The sequence below is a fragment of the Pseudomonas gebzensis genome, from assembly GCF_034427815.1.
Lineage (GTDB): Bacteria > Pseudomonadota > Gammaproteobacteria > Pseudomonadales > Pseudomonadaceae > Aquipseudomonas.
In genome coordinates, this window is record NZ_JAXQNS010000001.1 from 472257 (window position 1) to 491029 (window position 18773).

At 63.6% G+C, this 18773-nt stretch carries 16 protein-coding genes and 1 pseudogene; 15 read left to right on the forward strand and 2 right to left on the reverse strand.

Going from position 1 to position 18773, the window contains the following annotated elements:
• Positions 1-51: 51 nt before the first annotated feature.
• The gene (locus SJI00_RS02200; RefSeq protein ID WP_322460113.1) at positions 52-222 is read right to left on the reverse strand and encodes a hypothetical protein; all 171 of its coding nucleotides are present in this window, start codon (positions 220-222) and stop codon (positions 52-54) included.
• 527 nt (positions 223-749) lie between these two features.
• Between SJI00_RS02200 and SJI00_RS02205 the strand changes: the two are divergent.
• From SJI00_RS02205 to SJI00_RS02275, 15 genes and pseudogenes are all read left to right on the forward strand, one after another.
• Positions 750-1263: pseudogene (locus SJI00_RS02205) on the forward strand (IS30 family transposase); the annotation flags it as partial.
• A gap of 284 nt (positions 1264-1547) precedes the next feature.
• Positions 1548-3677: a flagellar biosynthesis protein FlhA gene (gene flhA, locus SJI00_RS02210; protein ID WP_322460114.1), complete on the forward strand. Its 2130-nt coding sequence runs from the start codon at positions 1548-1550 to the stop codon at positions 3675-3677.
• Between the two features lie 11 nt (positions 3678-3688).
• A complete protein-coding gene (gene flhF / locus SJI00_RS02215) occupies positions 3689-4996 on the forward strand; it encodes a flagellar biosynthesis GTPase FlhF (protein ID WP_322460115.1) in 1308 nt (435 codons plus the stop codon).
• Positions 4997-5087: 91 nt separating this feature from the next.
• Positions 5088-5921, forward strand: a complete 834-nt coding sequence (gene fleN, locus SJI00_RS02220) for a flagellar synthesis regulator FleN (protein ID WP_119143319.1) — start codon at positions 5088-5090, stop codon at positions 5919-5921.
• A complete protein-coding gene (gene fliA, locus SJI00_RS02225; protein WP_322460116.1) occupies positions 5918-6658 on the forward strand; it encodes an RNA polymerase sigma factor FliA in 741 nt (246 codons plus the stop codon). Before fleN ends, fliA begins: the two co-directional genes overlap by 4 nt.
• A gap of 187 nt (positions 6659-6845) precedes the next feature.
• Positions 6846-7220, forward strand: a complete 375-nt coding sequence (locus SJI00_RS02230) for a chemotaxis response regulator CheY (RefSeq protein ID WP_322460117.1) — start codon at positions 6846-6848, stop codon at positions 7218-7220.
• 16 nt (positions 7221-7236) lie between these two features.
• Complete coding sequence (locus tag SJI00_RS02235; RefSeq protein ID WP_322460118.1) at positions 7237-8025, forward strand: protein phosphatase CheZ; 789 nt, start codon at positions 7237-7239, stop codon at positions 8023-8025.
• A 12-nt stretch (positions 8026-8037) separates the two neighbouring features.
• A complete protein-coding gene (locus tag SJI00_RS02240; protein WP_322460119.1) occupies positions 8038-10314 on the forward strand; it encodes a chemotaxis protein CheA in 2277 nt (758 codons plus the stop codon).
• Positions 10315-10359: 45 nt separating this feature from the next.
• Positions 10360-11535: a protein-glutamate methylesterase/protein-glutamine glutaminase gene (locus SJI00_RS02245; protein ID WP_322460120.1), complete on the forward strand. Its 1176-nt coding sequence runs from the start codon at positions 10360-10362 to the stop codon at positions 11533-11535.
• Positions 11535-12275, forward strand: coding sequence for a flagellar motor protein (locus SJI00_RS02250; RefSeq protein WP_322460121.1), 741 nt, complete (start codon positions 11535-11537; stop codon positions 12273-12275). The genes SJI00_RS02245 and SJI00_RS02250 overlap by 1 nt, the downstream gene beginning before the upstream one ends.
• 3 nt (positions 12276-12278) lie before the next feature.
• Entirely contained in the window at positions 12279-13136 is an 858-nt protein-coding gene (gene motD / locus SJI00_RS02255) for a flagellar motor protein MotD (protein ID WP_322460122.1), read from the forward strand.
• 78 nt (positions 13137-13214) lie between these two features.
• Positions 13215-14003 (forward strand): ParA family protein, encoded by a 789-nt coding sequence (locus SJI00_RS02260; protein ID WP_322460123.1) that lies wholly within the window; start codon positions 13215-13217, stop codon positions 14001-14003.
• Positions 14003-14908, forward strand: coding sequence for a CheW domain-containing protein (locus SJI00_RS02265; RefSeq protein ID WP_322460124.1), 906 nt, complete (start codon positions 14003-14005; stop codon positions 14906-14908). Before SJI00_RS02260 ends, SJI00_RS02265 begins: the two co-directional genes overlap by 1 nt.
• A gap of 43 nt (positions 14909-14951) precedes the next feature.
• Complete coding sequence (locus SJI00_RS02270; protein WP_296264255.1) at positions 14952-15431, forward strand: chemotaxis protein CheW; 480 nt, start codon at positions 14952-14954, stop codon at positions 15429-15431.
• Position 15432: 1 nt separating this feature from the next.
• Positions 15433-15828: a DUF2802 domain-containing protein gene (locus tag SJI00_RS02275; protein WP_322460125.1), complete on the forward strand. Its 396-nt coding sequence runs from the start codon at positions 15433-15435 to the stop codon at positions 15826-15828.
• A gap of 186 nt (positions 15829-16014) precedes the next feature.
• On the opposite strand, the gene SJI00_RS02280 is transcribed toward SJI00_RS02275, so the two are convergent.
• Positions 16015-18768 (reverse strand): dermonecrotic toxin domain-containing protein, encoded by a 2754-nt coding sequence (locus SJI00_RS02280; protein ID WP_322460126.1) that lies wholly within the window; start codon positions 18766-18768, stop codon positions 16015-16017.
• Positions 18769-18773: the final 5 nt, after the last annotated feature.

Consider the following 18773-nt stretch of genomic DNA (forward strand, 5'->3'; position numbering starts at 1 on the left):
TACTAAGTGCGGGGTGTCCATGCGCAGCACTGTTTAGCCATTACGATAGCGTCAGATATGGTGCCAACTGATTTTTCTTTCGCCCTGTTTCTCACGCCGCTTTTTACTATGACGGGCGCGAGGGGAGGGAAGGATCTTGCGCTTGGTAATTTTGCTTGAAGCTTTAGGCTGCGGTACACCAAAAATATATTGAGATTGCACGCCGGCGGTGGTTGTGTTCATAGATTTCACCCGCATCGCAAAATTATTTTTCGAATTTTTTAGTATCCCTGCGTAGATAGTTGTCTCGTCTAGATGTTGCTGCGTGAATCATTTTTGCATGATTTTTGGTGTTATCCATAAACACTTTGTCTAACAAGCGTCGGTCATTCTAGGAAAGATACTACTTTTTTGGTTGAGCGCTAGATTCTGTGTTGGATGAAACGTGTTGGGGTCCGTATTAAGTCAGCCTGCGAGACTACTGGAGCATGTTCTTCAGGGGCCTATTCATATGTGTGGCGGGAGTAGGCATGTCATGAAAACTGTACAAATATTGAAGCTTGGCAGGGCTGGGGACGTACCAGGGGTCAAAGAGCAGGGCGCTTTCAATGACCAAATTCAACACCCGAGGTAAGGGGCTGCATGAATACTCACCACAACCACTTGACCACCGAAGAGCGCTTAGCGCTATGGTCATGCGTATGCAAGGTTCCCCGCTGCGAGCCATTGCCTAAGTTCTAGGGCGTCAGCTCAGCACACTGAGTAGGGAGCCTGAAGAGGTTGAAGGTCGACAAGTGCCAGGTCACTGGAAAAATCACCTGATCATGGGCGCGAACAATCGTTCAACAGTGGCGAGGATGGTCGAGCGCACGAGCCGTTTCGTGATCCTGGCCAAGTTGGAGGCGCCTACCACAGACGCCGCGCTGGAGGCGATGACGCGAGAGCTTTCGCGGATGGCATCGGCGCTGCTGAAAACCATAACCCATGCCAAGGCAGCGAGATAGCCAAGCATGGAGAGCTGACAGCGCGTACGGGAATGAAGATCTACTTTGCTGATCCGCACAGACCTTGGCAGAGAAGCAGCAACCAGACCACAAATGGCCTGCTCCGGCAGTACTTGTGCAAGGGCGCCGATTTGTCGCTGGCTAGCCAGAAGCGGCTGGACGAGATTGCCGACTTGCTCAATATCCGACCTCGTCAAATATTGGGCTGGAAATCCCCCACTGAAGTGTTGACAGATCTCTGCAATTGCTGGCGACCAATCGGCTCAACACGCTCAATTGACCGTTGCACCTGAAGCCTGAGGCCGCCCAGCCTACCTGTTTAGGATCTGAGCAAGCAGCTCGAGAACACGGCATTGCAGGGCAATAAGCACGACTGCTAATTTGCCCTGCACCCCACCAGTATCGAACCCCGCGCCGCCACTGCCACCGCCAGTCGCCAAGCGCAGGCAATCCGATCGCAGCACACCCCGTATCGACGCCCCCTCACCAAAGTTGGACAGCTTCTTGCAAAGCACCCGCCAGGCGCCACACCGGCGTCAAAGTTTTGCTGCAAGAGGACGCTCAGTGGATCGCTCGCACCTGATCAGCCACGCCCGCAACAACCTCGCCGGTCTCGGTCGGGGCAGCCTGGGTGTGCCCCTGTTGTTGCTGGTCATGTTGGCAATGATGATGTTGCCGATCCCGCCGTTCCTGCTCGACGTGTTCTTCACCTTCAACATCGCGCTGTCGATCGTGGTTCTGCTGGTCTGCGTGTACGCGCTGCGGCCACTGGACTTTGCCGCGTTCCCGACCATCCTGCTGGTCGCGACCTTGCTGCGCCTGGCGCTGAACGTGGCGTCCACGCGGGTGGTGATGCTCCACGGTCAGGAAGGCCATGGCGCCGCAGGCAAGGTGATCCAGGCCTTCGGTGAGGTGGTGATCGGCGGTAACTATGTGGTCGGTGCGGTGGTGTTCGCCATCCTCATGATCATCAACTTCGTGGTGGTGACCAAAGGTGCCGGGCGGATTTCCGAGGTGAGCGCACGTTTCACCCTCGACGCCATGCCCGGCAAGCAGATGGCCATCGACGCCGACCTCAACGCGGGTCTGATCGACCAGAACCAGGCCAAGCTGCGCCGTGCCGAAGTCGCCGGCGAAGCCGAGTTCTACGGCTCGATGGACGGTGCCAGCAAGTTCGTGCGCGGGGACGCCATCGCCGGCCTGCTGATCCTGTTCATCAACCTCATAGGCGGCATGCTCATCGGCATGCTGCAGCACGGCATGCCGTTCAGCGAAGCGGGCAAGGTCTATGCGCTGCTGACCATCGGTGACGGTTTGGTGGCGCAGCTGCCGTCGATCTTGCTGTCGACCGCTGCAGCGATCATGGTGACCCGCGCCTCCAGCTCCGAGGACATGGGCAAGCTGATCAACCGGCAGATGTTCGATTCGCCCAAGGCGCTGGGGGTGTCGGCGGCCTTGATGATCGTCATGGGCCTGGTGCCGGGCATGCCGCACGTGGCCTTCATTGGCCTGGGCCTGTTGGCCGCAGGCGGCGCCTACTTGGTGTGGCGCAAGAAGGAGCAGGGCAAGGTCCAGGCACTGGCCGACGTGCAGCGCCAGCAAGACCTGCTGCCCTCGCCGCAACGCGCTCAGGAAACCAAGGAGCTGGGCTGGGACGACGTGACCCCCATCGACATGATCGGTCTGGAAGTCGGCTATCGGCTGATCCCGCTGGTCGACCGCAACCAGGGGGGGCAACTGCTGGCGCGGATCAAGGGCGTGCGCAAGAAGCTCTCGCAAGACCTGGGTTTCCTGATGCCCACCGTGCATATCCGCGACAACCTCGACCTGCAGCCCAGTGCCTACCGCCTGACGTTGATGGGGGTGATCCTGGCCGAAGCCGAGATCTACCCGGACCGCGAGCTGGCGATCAACCCCGGCCAGGTGTTCGGCACCCTCAACGGGATTGCCGCGCGGGACCCGGCCTTTGGTCTGGAAGCGGTGTGGATCGATGTCGGGCAACGCTCGCAGGCGCAATCTTTGGGCTACACCGTGGTCGATGCCAGTACAGTAGTGGCCACTCACCTGAACCAGATTCTGCAGAAGCACTGTCACGAGTTGATTGGCCATGAGGAAGTGCAGCAATTGCTGCAGGTGCTGGCCAAGGCGTCGCCCAAGCTGGCCGAGGAACTGGTGCCGGGTGTCATTTCCTTGTCGGGGCTGCTGAAGGTGCTGCAGGCGTTGCTCAGCGAGCAGGTGCCGGTGCGTGATATTCGCAGCATTGCCGAGTCCATCGCGAACAATGCGGGCAGGAGTCAAGATACCGCCGCGCTGGTGGCGCAGGTGCGCGTCGGATTGTGTCGCGCCATCGTGCAAAGCATTGTCGGCGTTGAGCCGGAGCTGCCTGTGATTACCCTGGAACCCAGGTTGGAACAGATCTTGCTCAATAGTCTGCAACGGGCGGGTCAGGGTCAGGAAGACGGTGTGTTGCTTGAGCCAAGCATGGCGGAAAAGCTGCAGCGTTCCTTGATCGACGCCGCCCAGCGTCAGGAAATGCAAGGTCAGCCGGCGATTCTGCTGGTGGCCGGCCCGATCCGCGCGATGCTCTCGCGCTTTGGTCGCCTGGCCGTGCCGAACCTGCATGTGCTGGCGTACCAGGAAATACCGGACAACAAGCAGGTCACCATCGTTGCCACTGTGGGCCCTAACGGCTGAGGTAGTGGGTTATGCAAGTTAAGCGTTTTTTCGCCGCCGATATGCGACAGGCCATGAAGCTGGTCCGAGATGAGCTGGGCTCCGATGCCGCCATCATCGGTAACCGGCGCATTGCCGGCGGCGTGGAACTGACTGCCGCGCTCGACTACAAGCCTTCGGCGCTGGCGCCGCGCGTGCCCAATGCCGAATTGGAAGAAGAGCTGCGCAAGACGCAAACGCGCATCGTCACCGCCCAGGCCGAGCTGACCAGCCGCCACGACAGTGACGAGGGCAGCCAGTTGTTCGCCGGGCAGTCGCTGACCGCCGCCGAGCCGCTGATCAACCCGCAGGTCCACGCCGCTGCCAGCCCTGCGCCGGCAGCGCCGGCGCCGGTTGATCCTCGGCTGTTCGATGCCATGCGTGCCGAGCTCTCGGGCCTGCGCGAGCTGCTCGAAGTGCAGCTCGGCTCGCTGGCCTGGAACCAGTTGCAAGGCAGCAAGCCGCAGCAGGCCAACGCCTGGCGCCGCCTGCAACGCATCGGCCTGAGCGGCGCCCTGGCCAACGAGCTGCTGCAGCTCACCGCCGAGATCGACGACCCGCGCCATGCCTGGCGCATGGTGCTGGCGCACCTGGCGCGGCGCATCGAGGTGCCGGACGTCGAGCCGATCGAGCAGGGCGGGGTGATTGCCCTGGTCGGCCCGGCTGGCATGGGCAAGACCACCACCTTGGCCAAGCTGGCCGCGCGCTACGTGCTCAAGTACGGCGCCGGCAGCCTGGCGCTGGTGAGCATGGACAGTTTTCGCATCGGCGCGCAGGAGCAGCTCAAGACCTTGGGCCGCATCCTCAACGTGCCGGTGACCTACGTCGACCCGGGTGAGTCACTGGCCCAGGCGTTGGAACCGCTGCTGCGCAAGCGCGTGGTGCTGATCGATACCGCCGGCCTGCAGGCCAGCGATCCGGCCCTGCGCATGCAGCTCGATACCCTCGCCGGGCGTGGCATCGCTTCAAAGAATTATCTGGTCCTGGCCACCACCAGCCAGAAACAGGTGCTGTCGGCCGCTTACCACAGCTACAAGCGCTGTGGCCTGGCCGGCTGCATCCTGAGCAAGCTCGATGAAACGGCCTGTCTGGGCGAAGTGCTCAGCCTGGCCATCGGTCATCAACTGCCGATTGCCTATCTCACCGATGGGCCGCGCATTCCGGATGACCTGCACCTGCCGCGCAAACACCAGTTGGTGAGCCGTGCGGTGAGTGTGCAGATGCAGGATGAGCCCAGCGAAGAGGCCATGGCCGACATGTTCGCTGATCTGTACCACCACCCTGGCAAGCGGGTGGGTTGAGAGATGTGCTGCGAAAAGTACCTACAGAACGAGGCGGGCGGTTGGCTTCCACTGTGGCATGGGTCCAAGCGAGACAAGGTAAACAACAGACATGGGTAGCATGCATCCTGTACAGGTGATCGCCGTAACCGGCGGTAAAGGCGGCGTCGGCAAGACCAACGTTTCAGTCAACTTGTCCCTGGCCCTGGCCGAGCTGGGACGCAGGGTCATGCTGCTCGACGCCGACCTTGGCCTGGCCAACGTCGACGTGCTGCTGGGCCTGACCCCCAAGCGCACCCTGGCCGACGTCATCGAAGGCCGCTGCGAGCTGCGCGACGTGCTGTTGCAGGGCCCAGGCGGTGTGCGCATCGTGCCGGCGGCGTCGGGCACGCAGACCATGGTGCACTTGCAGCCTGCGCAGCACGCCGGGTTGATCCAGGCCTTCAGCGAGATTGGCGACAACCTCGACGTGCTGGTGATCGACACCGCCGCCGGCATTGGCGACTCGGTGGTGAGCTTCGTGCGCGCGGCCCAGGAAGTGCTGCTGGTGGTGTGCGACGAGCCGACCTCGATCACTGACGCGTACGCACTGATCAAACTGCTCAACCGCGATTACGGCATGAACCGCTTCCGCGTGCTGGCCAACATGGCGCAGAGCCCGCAGGAAGGGCGCAACCTGTTCGCCAAGCTGACCAAGGTCACCGACCGCTTCCTCGATGTGGCCCTGCAGTACGTCGGCGCCGTGCCCTACGACGAATGCGTGCGCAAGGCGGTGCAGAAGCAGCGCGCCGTGTACGAAGCGTTCCCCCGTTCCAAATGCGCCCTGGCGTTCAAGGCCATCGCGCAGAAGGTCGACAGCTGGCCGCTGCCAGCCAATCCTCGCGGCCACCTGGAGTTCTTCGTCGAGCGCCTGGTGCAGCCGACCAGCGCAGGGCCGGTGCTATGAGTGCGAGCGGTTACAAGATGTACAGCCGGGCAGCCAAAGATTCCCAGTACGAGCTGATCGAGCGCTACGCGCCGCTGGTCAAGCGCATTGCCTACCACTTGCTGGCCCGGCTGCCGGCCAACGTGCAGGTCGAGGACCTGATCCAGGCCGGCATGATCGGTCTGCTCGAAGTGGCCAACAAATACGACGCCAGCAAGGGCGCCAGTTTCGAGACCTACGCCGGCATTCGCATCCGCGGCGCCATGCTCGATGAGGTGCGCAAGGGTGACTGGGCACCGCGCTCGGTGCACCGCAACACGCGCATGGTCAGCGAGGCGATGCGCGCCGTTGAAGCCAGAACCGGACGTGACGCTAAAGATCACGAGGTTGCTGCCGAACTCAAGATGGGGCTGGATGATTATTACGGCATCCTCAACGATACCTTGGGTAGCCGCCTGTTCAGTTTCGACGACCTGCTGCAGGACGGCGAACACGAAGGGCTGCACGAGGACGGTGCCAGCGGCCAGATCGAACCGGGCCGTGGCCTTGAAGACGAACGGTTCCAGGCGGCCTTGACCGATGCCATCGCCAACCTGCCGGAGCGTGAACGTCTGGTCCTGGCGCTGTATTACGACGAAGAGCTGAACCTCAAGGAAATCGGCGAGGTGCTGGGGGTCAGCGAATCGCGGGTCAGCCAGTTGCACAGCCAGTGCGCGGCGCGTCTGCGCAGTCGCCTGGGTGAGTGGCGCGCGCGCTGACGCGCCGGCGCGGCAGGTGACCGGCAAACGTGGATCGCGGTGGTTTTGCAAGGCATGTAACGGTCAGACAACGCCGCACAGGTTGCAGCGCAAGGCTTGCAATGTGCCGCTTAAAGAACGAATGACGCACACGCTCGGCGCCGAGCGCGTGATGAGACTGTTTGGAGATCTCTAATTGAACAAAGACATGAAAATCCTCATCGTTGACGATTTCTCGACGATGCGGCGGATCATCAAGAACCTGCTGCGCGATCTGGGTTTCACCAACACCGAAGAGGCCGACGATGGCCTCACCGCCCTGCCGATGCTGGAGCGGGGCAATTACGACTTCCTGGTGACCGACTGGAACATGCCCGGCATGTCCGGCATCGACCTGCTGCGCAAGGTGCGTGCCCACGACACGCTCAAGAGCATGCCGGTGCTGATGGTCACTGCCGAAGCCAAGCGCGACCAGATCATCGAGGCCGCACAGGCTGGTGTGAACGGGTACGTGGTCAAGCCTTTCACCGCCCAGGTGCTCAAAGAAAAGATCGAGAAGATCTTCGAGCGCGTGAACGGCTAAGTCGCCAGGGGGCGCAATGGAATCTATCGATACCTCTCTGGGTGAGTTTGAAGGCACCCTGAAAAAACACGCGCGCGAGCTGGTCGAGAGCCTCGAACGAGGCCGTTTCGGCGACGCCGTGCAGCTGATCCATCAGCTCAACCAGACCCGCGACCTGGGCTTGTACAACGAGGTCGGCAAGCTGACCCGCGAGCTGCACAGCGCCATCGTCAGCTTCCAGATCGACCCGCGCATGCCGCAGGCCGAGGAGGTCTCGCAGATCACCGACGCCACCGAGCGGCTGGGCTATGTGGTCAAACTGACCGAGAACGCCGCCAACCGCACCATGGACCTGGTCGAAGAGAGCACCCCGGTGCTCAACAGCCTGGCCGACGAGGCCCAGGCCCTGAGCGGCGATTGGCAGCGCTTCATGCGTCGCGAAGTGTCGGCCACCGAGTTCCGTGACCTGGCGCGCCGCGTCGACGGTTTCCTGGCGCACAGCGCCGAGGGCAATCGCAAGGTTTCGGGCCATCTCAACGACATTCTGCTCGCCCAGGACTTCCAGGATCTTACCGGTCAGGTGATCAAACGCGTCACGGCGCTGGTGACAGACGTTGAAAGCAACCTGCTCAAACTGATGCTGATGGCCAGCCAGGTCGACCGTTTTGCCGGTATCGAACATGACCATCAGCAGCTGCGCGATGAAAAAGACCAAGAAAAACATCCGCCTCGAGGTGAAGGTCCGCAGATTCATGCCGATAAGCGTGAAGACGTCGTGTCCGGTCAGGACGATGTAGACGATTTGCTATCCAGCCTTGGTTTTTAAGGAGCACGTTCAATGAGCTTCGGCGCCGATGAAGAAATCCTCCAGGATTTCCTGGTAGAGGCCGGCGAAATTCTCGAGCTGTTGTCCGAACAGCTGGTCGAGCTGGAAAGCCGACCCGATGATGCGGACCTGCTCAATGCGATTTTCCGCGGGTTTCATACCGTAAAAGGGGGCGCCGGCTTCCTCCAGCTCAATGAGCTGGTTGAGTGCTGCCACATTGCCGAGAACGTCTTCGACATCCTGCGCAAAGGTGAGCGCCGCGTGGATTCGGAGTTGATGGACGTAGTGCTCGAAGCGCTGGACGCCGTCAATGGCATGTTCGGCCAGGTGCGTGAGCGCACCCCGGTCACGGCGGCCACGCCGCAGCTGCTGGACGCCTTGGCGCGCCTGGCAGAGCCCGCGAGCGCCGCGCCACCGCCGGCACCCGTGCAGGCCCCGCAAGCCCCAGCGCCTGCTGCGGCGCCGGTAGCGGCGGACAACGGCGACATCACCGACGATGAATTCGAGCAACTGCTCGACTCGCTGGATGCGGTCAAGGCCGAGGCCGCGGCGGCGGCGCGAGCACCTGCCGCTGCCAGCCCTGGCGCGGCCGCGCCTGTTTCAACGGCGGCGAGCAGCGACAGCGACAGCGACGAGATCACCGATGCCGAGTTCGAGTCCTTGCTCGACCAGTTGCACGGCAAGGGTCAGTTCTCTGCACCGTCCACCACGGTAGAGGCCCAGGCGCCGGCTACGGCGCCTGCCAGCGACGAGATCACCGACGACGAATTCGAAGCCCTGCTCGATCAGTTGCACGGCAAGGGCGCCTTCACCGCCGATGCCTTGCCCGGCGTTGCGGCCGAGGCGCCAGCGGCGCCTGCGCCTGCCGGTGGCGGCGAGCACATTTCCGAAAACGAATTCGAGGCCTTGCTCGACGAGCTGCACGGTAAAGGCAAGTTTGCCGCCGAGCGTGTGGCACCTGCAGCCGATGCCGTCAGCGCCGCCGTGGCCGCCCCCGCGGCGCCAACGCCGGCGCCGCTGCCCAGGCCTGCGGCCTCTGCAGCCGCGCCAGCCAAGCCCGCCGCGCCGGCGCCGGCCCGCGCAGCGGTGGCCGTCCCCGCCGAAAAGCACGCCAGCGAAGCCGAGACCACTGTGCGCGTCGATACCGCACGGCTCGATGAGATCATGAACATGGTCGGCGAGCTGGTGCTGGTGCGTAACCGTCTGGTGCGCCTGGGCCTCAACAGCGGTGACGAGGCCATGTCCAAGGCGGTCTCGAACCTCGATGTGGTGACTGCCGACCTGCAGACGGCGGTGATGAAGACCCGCATGCAGCCGATCAAGAAGGTCTTCGGGCGCTTCCCGCGCCTGGTGCGTGACCTGGCTCGGCAACTGAAGAAAGACATCAACCTGGAACTGGTCGGCGAAGAGACCGACCTCGACAAGAACCTGGTCGAAGCCCTGGCCGACCCGTTGGTGCACTTGGTGCGCAACGCCGTCGACCACGGCATCGAAATGCCCGAAGAGCGCGAAGCCTCCGGCAAGGTGCGCACCGGGCGTGTGGTGCTGTCGGCCGAGCAGGAGGGCGATCACATCCTGTTGTCGATCTCCGATGACGGCAAGGGCATGGACCCCAGCGTGCTGCGCGCCAAGGCCGTGGAAAAGGGCCTGATGGACAAGGACGCCGCCGACCGCCTGAGCGAATCGGACTGCTACAACCTGATCTTCGCCCCGGGCTTCTCGACCAAGACGGAAATCTCCGACGTGTCCGGCCGTGGTGTGGGCATGGACGTGGTCAAGACCAAGATTTCCCAGCTCAACGGCTCGATCAACATTTTCTCGGCCAAGGGGCAGGGCTCGAAGATCGTCATCAAGGTGCCGCTGACCCTGGCGATCATGCCGACCCTGATGGTGATGCTGGCCAACCAGGCGTTCGCCTTCCCGCTGGTCAACGTCAACGAGATCTTCCACCTCGACCTGTCGCGCACCAACGTGGTCGACGGTCAGGAAGTGGTGATCGTGCGCGACAAGGCCCTGCCGCTGTTCTACCTCAAGCGCTGGCTGGTCCAGGGCCAGGCCCACGAGGAGCAGCCCGAGGGGCATGTGGTGATTCTCTCCGTGGGCACCCAGCGCATCGGCTTTGTCGTCGATCAACTGGTGGGCCAGGAAGAAGTGGTAATCAAGCCGCTGGGCAAGATGCTGCAAGGCACGCCAGGCATGTCAGGGGCGACCATCACCGGCGATGGGCGCATTGCGCTGATCCTCGATGTGCCCAGCATGCTCAAGCGTTACGCCGCACGGCGTATTTGATTGCGACGGCGCGCCTGCAAGGGTGCGCGGTCTAATGGAGTGTTTATGGTAGTCAAGGTCCTGGTGGTGGATGATTCGGGTTTCTTCCGCCGCCGCGTCTCGGAAATTCTCGCAGGCGACCCGACGATCACGGTCGTCGGCACCGCGACCAATGGCAAGGAAGCGATCGACCAAGCCCTCGCGCTCAAGCCAGATGTCATCACCATGGACTACGAGATGCCGATGATGGATGGCATCACGGCAGTGCGGCACATCATGCAGCGCTGCCCGACCCCGGTGTTGATGTTCTCCTCGCTGACCCACGAAGGCGCCCGGGTCACGCTCGATGCGCTGGATGCCGGGGCGGTCGACTACCTGCCGAAGAACTTCGAAGACATCTCGCGCAACCCTGAAAAGGTGCGGCAGATGCTCTGTGAAAAGGTCCATACGCTGTCGCGCAGTAACCGCCGGTTTGGCAGCTACAGCAGCCCGGCGGCCACGCCGCCAGCGCCTGCGCCAAGCGCAACCCCCTCCTCGGGCGCAAGTGCTCAGCCGAGCGCCGCGACCAGCACGTTTTCCTCACCCGCGCGCAGCCCTGCGCCGGCTCGCAGCCCTGTGCCCTCGCGCAGCGCCGCTGCACCTGCCGCGCCCAGCGCACCCACACCCGCGCCGCGGCGCAAGCCATACAAGCTGGTCGCCATCGGCACCTCGACGGGCGGCCCGGTGGCGCTGCAACGGGTACTGACGCAACTGCCGGCCGGCTTCCCGGCGCCCATCGTGCTGATCCAGCACATGCCGGCGGCGTTCACCAAGGCGTTCGCCGAACGCCTCGACAAGCTCTGCCGGATCAACGTCAAGGAAGCCGAAGACGGCGACATCCTGCGCCCAGGCCTGGCCCTGCTGGCCCCTGGCGGCAAGCAGATGATGGTCGATGCGCGCGGCACGGTGAAGATCCTGCCGGGTGACGAACGCCTCAATTACAAACCGTGCGTGGACATCACCTTCGGCTCGGCCGCCAAGTCCTATGGCGACAAAGTGCTCTCGGTGGTACTCACCGGCATGGGCGCCGATGGCCGCGAGGGCGCGCGGTTGCTCAAGCAGAGCGGCAGCACGGTGTGGGCGCAGGATGAAGCCAGCTGCGTGATCTATGGCATGCCCATGGCCATCGTCAAAGCCAACCTGGCCGATGCGGTGTACAGCCTCGATGACATCGGTCGGCACCTGGTCGAGGCCTGCGTCTGATGGATGTGCTGAGCCTGATCGGCCTGATCCTGGCGTTCGTGGCCATCGTCGGCGGCAACTTCCTGGAAGGCGGTCATGCCGGTGCGCTGATCAACGGTCCGGCAGCGTTGATCGTGCTGGGCGGCACCTTGGCGGCGGCGTTGCTGCAGTCGCCGCTGCCGGCCTTCAAGCGGGCCCTGCAGATCCTGCGCTGGATTCTCTTTCCACCGCGCATCGATCTGGCCGGCGGCATCGACCGGGTGGTCAACTGGAGCCTGACGGCGCGCAAGGAAGGCCTGCTGGGCCTGGAAAGCGTGGCCGACATCGAACCTGATCCGTATGCGCGCAAGGGTTTGCAGTTGCTGGTCGATGGGGCAGAGCCGGAGGCGGTGCGCAGCATTCTTGAAGTGGACTTTCTCACCCAGGAAAGCCGCGACCTGCAAGCGGCCAAGGTCTTTGAATGCATGGGCGGCTATGCGCCGACCATCGGCATCATCGGCGCGGTGATGGGCCTGATCCATGTGATGGGCAACCTGGCAGACCCGGCGCAGCTGGGCAGCGGCATCGCTGTGGCCTTCGTGGCGACCATCTACGGGGTGGCCAGCGCCAACCTGATCCTGTTGCCGGTGGCGAACAAGCTCAAGGCGCTGGTGATGCGCCAGTCGCGCTATCGCGAAATGTTGCTGGAAGGCTTGCTGTCGATTGCCGAAGGGGAAAATCCACGCTCGATCGAGCTGAAGCTGCAAGGCTTCATGGAGTAGGGCATGCGTCGTCGTCGCCACGTTGAAGAACCGGAAAACCATGAACGCTGGCTGGTGTCCTACGCGGACTTCATCACCTTGCTGTTCGCTTTTTTCGTGGTGATGTACTCGATTTCCTCGGTCAACGAAGGCAAGTACAAGGTGGTGTCCGAAGCCCTGCTGGGGGTGTTCAACCACCCGGAACGCAGTGTGCGCGCCATCCCCATCGGCGAGGAACGGCCGCTCAGCGTTCGCCCCGCGCAGCCGCTGATCAATGACAGCGAACAGACGGACGCAGGGTTGGGGCAGGCCAGCAACGACCCGCTCAAGACCATCACCGACGAGGTCACGGCGGCTTTTGGCGATCTGATCTCGGGTAACCAGATGACCGTGCGCGGTAACGAGCTGTGGGTAGAGATCGAGCTCAACTCCTCGCTGCTGTTCGGCAGTGGCGATGCGATGCCAAGCGATGCGGCGTTCTCGATCATCGACCGCGTGGCGGGCATTCTCAAACCCTTTGCCAACCCGGTGCACGTTGAAGGTTTCACCGACAACCAGCCGATTCGCACGGCGCAGTATCCGACCAACTGGGAGCTGTCCTCGGCGCGCGCGGCGAGCATTGTGCGCTTGCTAGCGCTCGATGGCGTCAACCCTGGGCGCATGGCCTCGGTGGGCTATGGCGAGTACCAGCCGGTGGCCGGTAACGATACGCCGGCGGGCCGGGCGAAGAACCGTCGGGTGGTGCTGGTGATTTCGCGCAACCTTGAGGTGCGTCGCAGCCTGACCGCGACCGGTGCGGCCAACGCGACGCCAGATGCGGCCTTGCGCCGGGCTGGCACACAAAGTGCACCTGCGACCCGAGCGACGGCGAATGATAGCTGACCCCGTCAATTCTCCGTCACCGAATCAAGACACCGTTCCCGGCATGGCTGTCGGCCACCCGGGAGGAAGCAAGGCACCATGAGAGTCTGGGCAGTCGCCAATCAAAAAGGTGGAGTCGGCAAGACCACCACCACCATCGCTCTGGCCGGCTTGCTGGCCGAGGCGGGCAAGCGCGTGATCGTCGTCGACCTCGATCCGCACGGCTCGATGACCAGCTATTTCGGGCACAACCCCGATGCGCTGGAGCACAGCTGCTACGACTTGTTCCAGCACAAGGGCGCAGTGCCCGAGGGTTTGCCGGGCCAGTTGCTGCTGCCGACCAGCGACGAGCGCATCTCGCTGTTGCCCTCGAGCACCGCGCTGGCGGTGCTGGAGCGTCAGTCCCCCGGGCAGAATGGCCTGGGCCTGGTGATCGCCAAGAGTCTGGCGCAGCTGTGGCAGGATTTTGATTTCGCCCTGATCGACAGCCCGCCGCTGTTGGGCGTGCTGATGGTCAACGCACTGGCGGCCAGCCAGCAGTTGGTGATTCCGGTGCAGACCGAATTCCTGGCCGTGAAGGGCCTGGAGCGGATGGTCAGCACGCTGGCCATGATCAACCGCTCGCGCAAGCAAGCGCTGCCGTTCCAGATCGTGCCGACCCTGTTCGACCGCCGTACCCAGGCCTCGATGAGCACCCTCAAGCTGCTGCGCGACAGTTATCCCGAACACGTCTGGCAGGGCTACATTCCGGTCGACACGCGCCTGCGCGACGCCAGCCGCTCCGGGGTCACGCCCAGTCAGCATGATGCCAAGAGCCGTGGCCTGGTGGCGTACCGCGCGCTGCTCAAGCACCTGTTGACCTACCGTAACGCATTGCAGGTGGCCTGATGAACGCACCCCGACCGCTTGCCAGCAAGCCGCAACTGGCGCTGCAGTCCTACCTCGATGGGCTGCTGCAGGACGCCACGCAGCTGCTCGATGAGGAACTGGCCACCGCGCCAGGCAGCGATGCCGATGACTTTGCCCAGGCCGTGCGCGAGGAACAGCAGCGCGACGCCAGCCGACAGCCCGCCGTGCCGAGCCGCGTGCCGAGTCGGCCGTTCGCCGAGCCGCCCGTTTCGCCGGCATTGCCTGCGTTGCCTAGCGTGCTGAGCGTGGCCGAGCCTGTGTTGAAAGTGCTGGACGAACAGATACTGGTCGAAGCCGCGATCCCGCTGCTCGAGCCCGCGGCGCTGGTCGAGCCGGAGCCCGTCGCGCCGCTGGCCGAGATCCACCGCCCGGCGCTGCTGCCACCGATTCCGCCCGCCAACGACAGCGGCCGCCCAGCCTGGGCCGCCGAGCCGTTCGAGTGCCTGTTGTTCGACGTCGCCGGGCTGACCCTGGCCGTGCCGCTGGTGTGCCTGGGCTCGATCTACCCGCTGGCCGGCCAGGAGCTGACGCCGCTGTTCGGTCAGCCCGACTGGTTCCTCGGCATCCTGACCTGCCAGGCCGGCAACCTGAAGGTGCTCGACACCGCGCGCTGGGTGATGCCCGACCGCTACCGCGACGATTTCCGTCAGGGCCTGCAATACGTGATCTCGGTGCAGGGCTACGAGTGGGGGTTGGCGGTGCATCAGGTCAGCCGCTCGTTGCGCCTGGACCCGGACGAAATCAAATGGCGCAGCCAACGGGGCCAACGCCCGTGGCTGGCCGGAACCGTGATCGAACACATGTGTGCGTTGCTCGACGTCGCCGAGCTGGCAGAGCTGATCGCCAGTGGCGCCGTCAAGCAGATGCACACCCAACACCAATGACACAGCCGTATACACCGCCACCGGCGGATTTGAGGGTAGGGGAATGAAAAAATCGTCTGCGCAGGGCTCCGAAGACCCGATTCTGCAATGGGTTACCTTCCGCCTGGACAATGAGTCCTATGGCATCAACGTCATGCAGGTACAGGAAGTCTTGCGGTACACCGAGATCGCGCCGGTTCCGGGGGCGCCCAGCTATGTGCTGGGCATCATCAACCTGCGCGGCAACGTGGTCACGGTCATCGACACCCGTCAACGCTTCGGCCTGATGCCGACCGAAGTCACCGACAACACCCGTGTGGTGATCATCGAGGCCGACAAGCAAGTGGTCGGCATCCTGGTCGACAGCGTTGCCGAGGTGGTCTATCTGCGCCAGTCCGAAATCGAAACGGCGCCGAACGTCGGTAACGACGAGTCGGCCAAGTTCATCCAGGGCGTGTGCAACAAGAATGGCGAGCTGCTGATTCTGGTCGAGCTGGACAAGATGATGACCGAGGAAGAGTGGTCGGAACTGGAGAACATCTAAGGTGATCTTCGAGGTGGCGGTGCTGTTGCTGGCGGTGCTGTGGGCGCTGAGCGTGTGGTTCTTCCTCAACTACAGCAAGCGTCAGCGCCAGCTGATGGCCGAGCAGGCGATCGGCGATGCGCTGCGTGATCAGCGCATCAAGGACATGGCCAAGCGCCTGGACGACTACCAGAACGGCACCGTGCGCATGGGTGAGGCCATCCATGATCTGCGTGTGGCGTTGGCGCCGTTGCCCGATAAGCTGCAACAGCTCGAACAGCGCGATCCGAGCAACGTCACGTTCAGCCAGGCGGCCAAACTGGTGGGCATGGGGGCAACGGTCGAGGAGCTGACGCAGAGCTGTGGACTGACCCAGGCCGAAGCGCAACTGATGAGCAAGCTGCACCGCGCTGATTGAGCGGTGCTGCTCGCGCCGCCACACCGCCCCGCCAGGGGCAGTGCAGGGCGGTAGGGTCAGGCGGTGAGGGCTGCGCAACCCTGCTCGGTCGGTCGTGTGGCCGGTCGTTCGGGCAGCGCCTGGGCCGCAGGCCGTGTCATCCCGCCAGTCACTGCGTGGTTGCCAGCATGCGTTGGCTGCCCGGCATCACGGGCGCGCCCACGAATGCAGATTGCCGATCCGGGCCACCCGCTTCAATGGCAGGCGCACTTCGCGCAGTGCGTTCAGGGTGTCAAGGTCGATGAAGGCCGCGCTGTTGGTGCACGGCATCATGAACAGGTGCGACAGCTGTCGCAGCCGCTGCAGGTCGGGCAGCAGACGATCGACCGTGTCCGTCAGCAACGCCGGGCCTGTCAGCCAGCTCACATGCCGGGCGAAGCGGCGAAAGCCTGAAGGGTCTTCGGCGCGGCCGGGGCAAGCAGGGTAAGGCTCCGGCGTGCTCAGATAGCGTGCCTGCATTTCTTCGCAAATGCGCAACAGCGTCGGGTTGCCGGCATGGCTGCCTATCATGCTGTTGTTGTACATCGAGTTCAGGCCCATGAGCTCGTTTTGCAGGGGCGGCTGCAGCAGCAGGCCGTCTGGGGTCGTCGCCAGTTCCACGGTGTCGAGTGCAGCCATGGCCGGCGCGGCCGCATCGGAGCCCGCCAAGGGCAGCAGGGCGTCGTCGATGTCCATGTACAACCCCCCTTCGCTGTGCAGCATCGGATAGCGCAGGACGTCGGCGGCAGAGGCCAGGTTGCTCGCCGGTCCCGAGGTTGCCGTCAGGTACTGCGCGTAGTTGGGGTGCTGCTTGAATGCCTCGAAAAACGCCTGTTCTTCCAATGGCAGCACTTCCAGGCCCGGCGCTCTGGCAGTGAGCTGCGCCAGGTTGTGGGCGAACGCGTCAGGGTCGTTGCTCGATAGCAGCAAGCGGTACCGGTACGGGCTGTCCTTGAGCAGCTGGGCGTTGTAGCCGAGGTTGTTCAACACGCTGTCCTCGATGTGCCGGTTGCCGACCCAGAGGCTGGTGATCTGCTTGGGAATGGGCTCGGCGCCTTCGACCTCGAACGACGGCAGTTCCACAGGCAGCGGCAGGTCGATACCCAGCCCGCGCAAGGTGGCCGTGCGCATGGCATCGGTGGTGGGGCGCGCGCCCGGCGCGACACGACGGACGTTACCCGTGCCTGGATCGGGTTCGTACCAGGAGGGTTGGATCTCGTTGAGGCCCTCTTCGGTGAGGAACAGGCCGCTTTCCAGGTCATAGACCAGTTCCAGCTCCTGCACATACCCCTCGAATGGCTCGTAATAGCCGCGCAGCAGGTCGTGGCCACCGTTGTAGCGCGGGTAACGGTGTACGGCGTCAGCCACCTCGGCATCCCCTCCGGGCAAGGGCTCGATGCGCAGTGGACGGTGGAAATACGCGGCGATGTCTGTCTCAGGCAAGCGCGGCGGGTCGATGGGGCTTAGCGGATAGCCGATCTGATCATGCAGGCGCGTTGGCACCACGAAGCCGTCTTGCCAGGTCTGGAACAGCGAGTCGGCGACCTTGCTCGCGGCCTGGGCGACGAATGGCACCGCGTTGAACACGCCATAGACCACGTGGTCGACACCGTCGAGCCGGTCTTGGAGCGTCTTGCCGTTGATCGCCTGGTCCAGCCCCAGGCCCAGCTGCACGATGCCGCCTACGGCCAGCAGGGGCGCCAGACCGGGCACCACGAAGCTCAATGGCAACAGCAGGTTGAGCGTGCTGTCCAGATAGCCGCGCCAGCGTCGCTTGCTGATCTCGCTGTTGCTGGTGATGAGGAAATCGGCATCGTCGTAGCTGCGTTGCCGCTGGCGGTCGGTCAAGGCCTGGAACAGGTCGCCTTCGATGGCCGGGCTGTAGTGATCAGGCCGGTAGTTGACATAGGTGCGCGGTGGCCAGGTGCCGTCGTCGTTGAAGTAACCATGTTCTGGCGGCAAGCGGTGGCTGGCAGGGTAGGCAGCCAAGCCTTCCAGGGCGGTGTCCAGCCCACTGAAGTCCACCCCTTGTGGGCCGTCGGCCAGGCGGAAATGGCGTTTCAGCTCACGGCGCCCAAGCGCGCCCTTGCATTGCTGACCGATCCAGTCCTTGAGCAGGTCATGGCTGGCGAACTCCAGCAGCGGCGAGCTGTTGCCCGGCGCATAGAGCACGATCAGATCACTGTGCGTGTCGTGAAGGCAGAGCAGGTCAGTGGCGCTATAGCCATAGATGTTCAGGGCCTGCAGGCGCAGCCCCGGGCGGCGCGGGAGCAGCTCGGCGGCTTGCCAGATCAGCTGCCTGGCGCCCTCGCTCAGGCTACCCTCGCTGACCTGCTTGTTGCAGGCGGCCACCAGGTTCAGCTTGCAGCACAGGCGATGCTCGTCTGCATGAACGCGCCAATAGTCATCGAGCAGGGCGTGGTAGCGGGTGTGGAAATCCAGTGTCTCGATGTGCTGCTGCAGCGCTTGTGCATTCACCGCCACAAGCGTCGAGGCATCGAACCGCGCGGCTTCCCCGCGCTTGAACACGCCATTGTAGACCTGGTAGGGCGCACCGTTTTCGAACCACGGCCGAGGGCCCAGGGCGGCGACCACTTCAATGACGCCGTCGGTGGGCAAACGCCCGGCCCAGGGCGCCGCAATGAGTGCGCCGAAGACGTCGTTGTCCGATTCCCCCTGCCAGTTGGTCAGCACGGCCTCGGTCAGGCTGACCCGTTGCATGACCTGCGCCTGGTAGCGACCTGGCTCGTGCGATCTCAGGTGCAGGGTCACGACGTCGAGCTGGTCGGGGTCCAGGCCCAGGCCTTGGGCTTGCAGCCAGTCGCCGATCAGGCGCTTTGCTTCAAGGTCGGGACGGGGCAGGTGGGCCAGATGGTCGCGCACGCGCTGTACGCCTTGGATGTTGATGCCGCTTGTAGCCATGGACA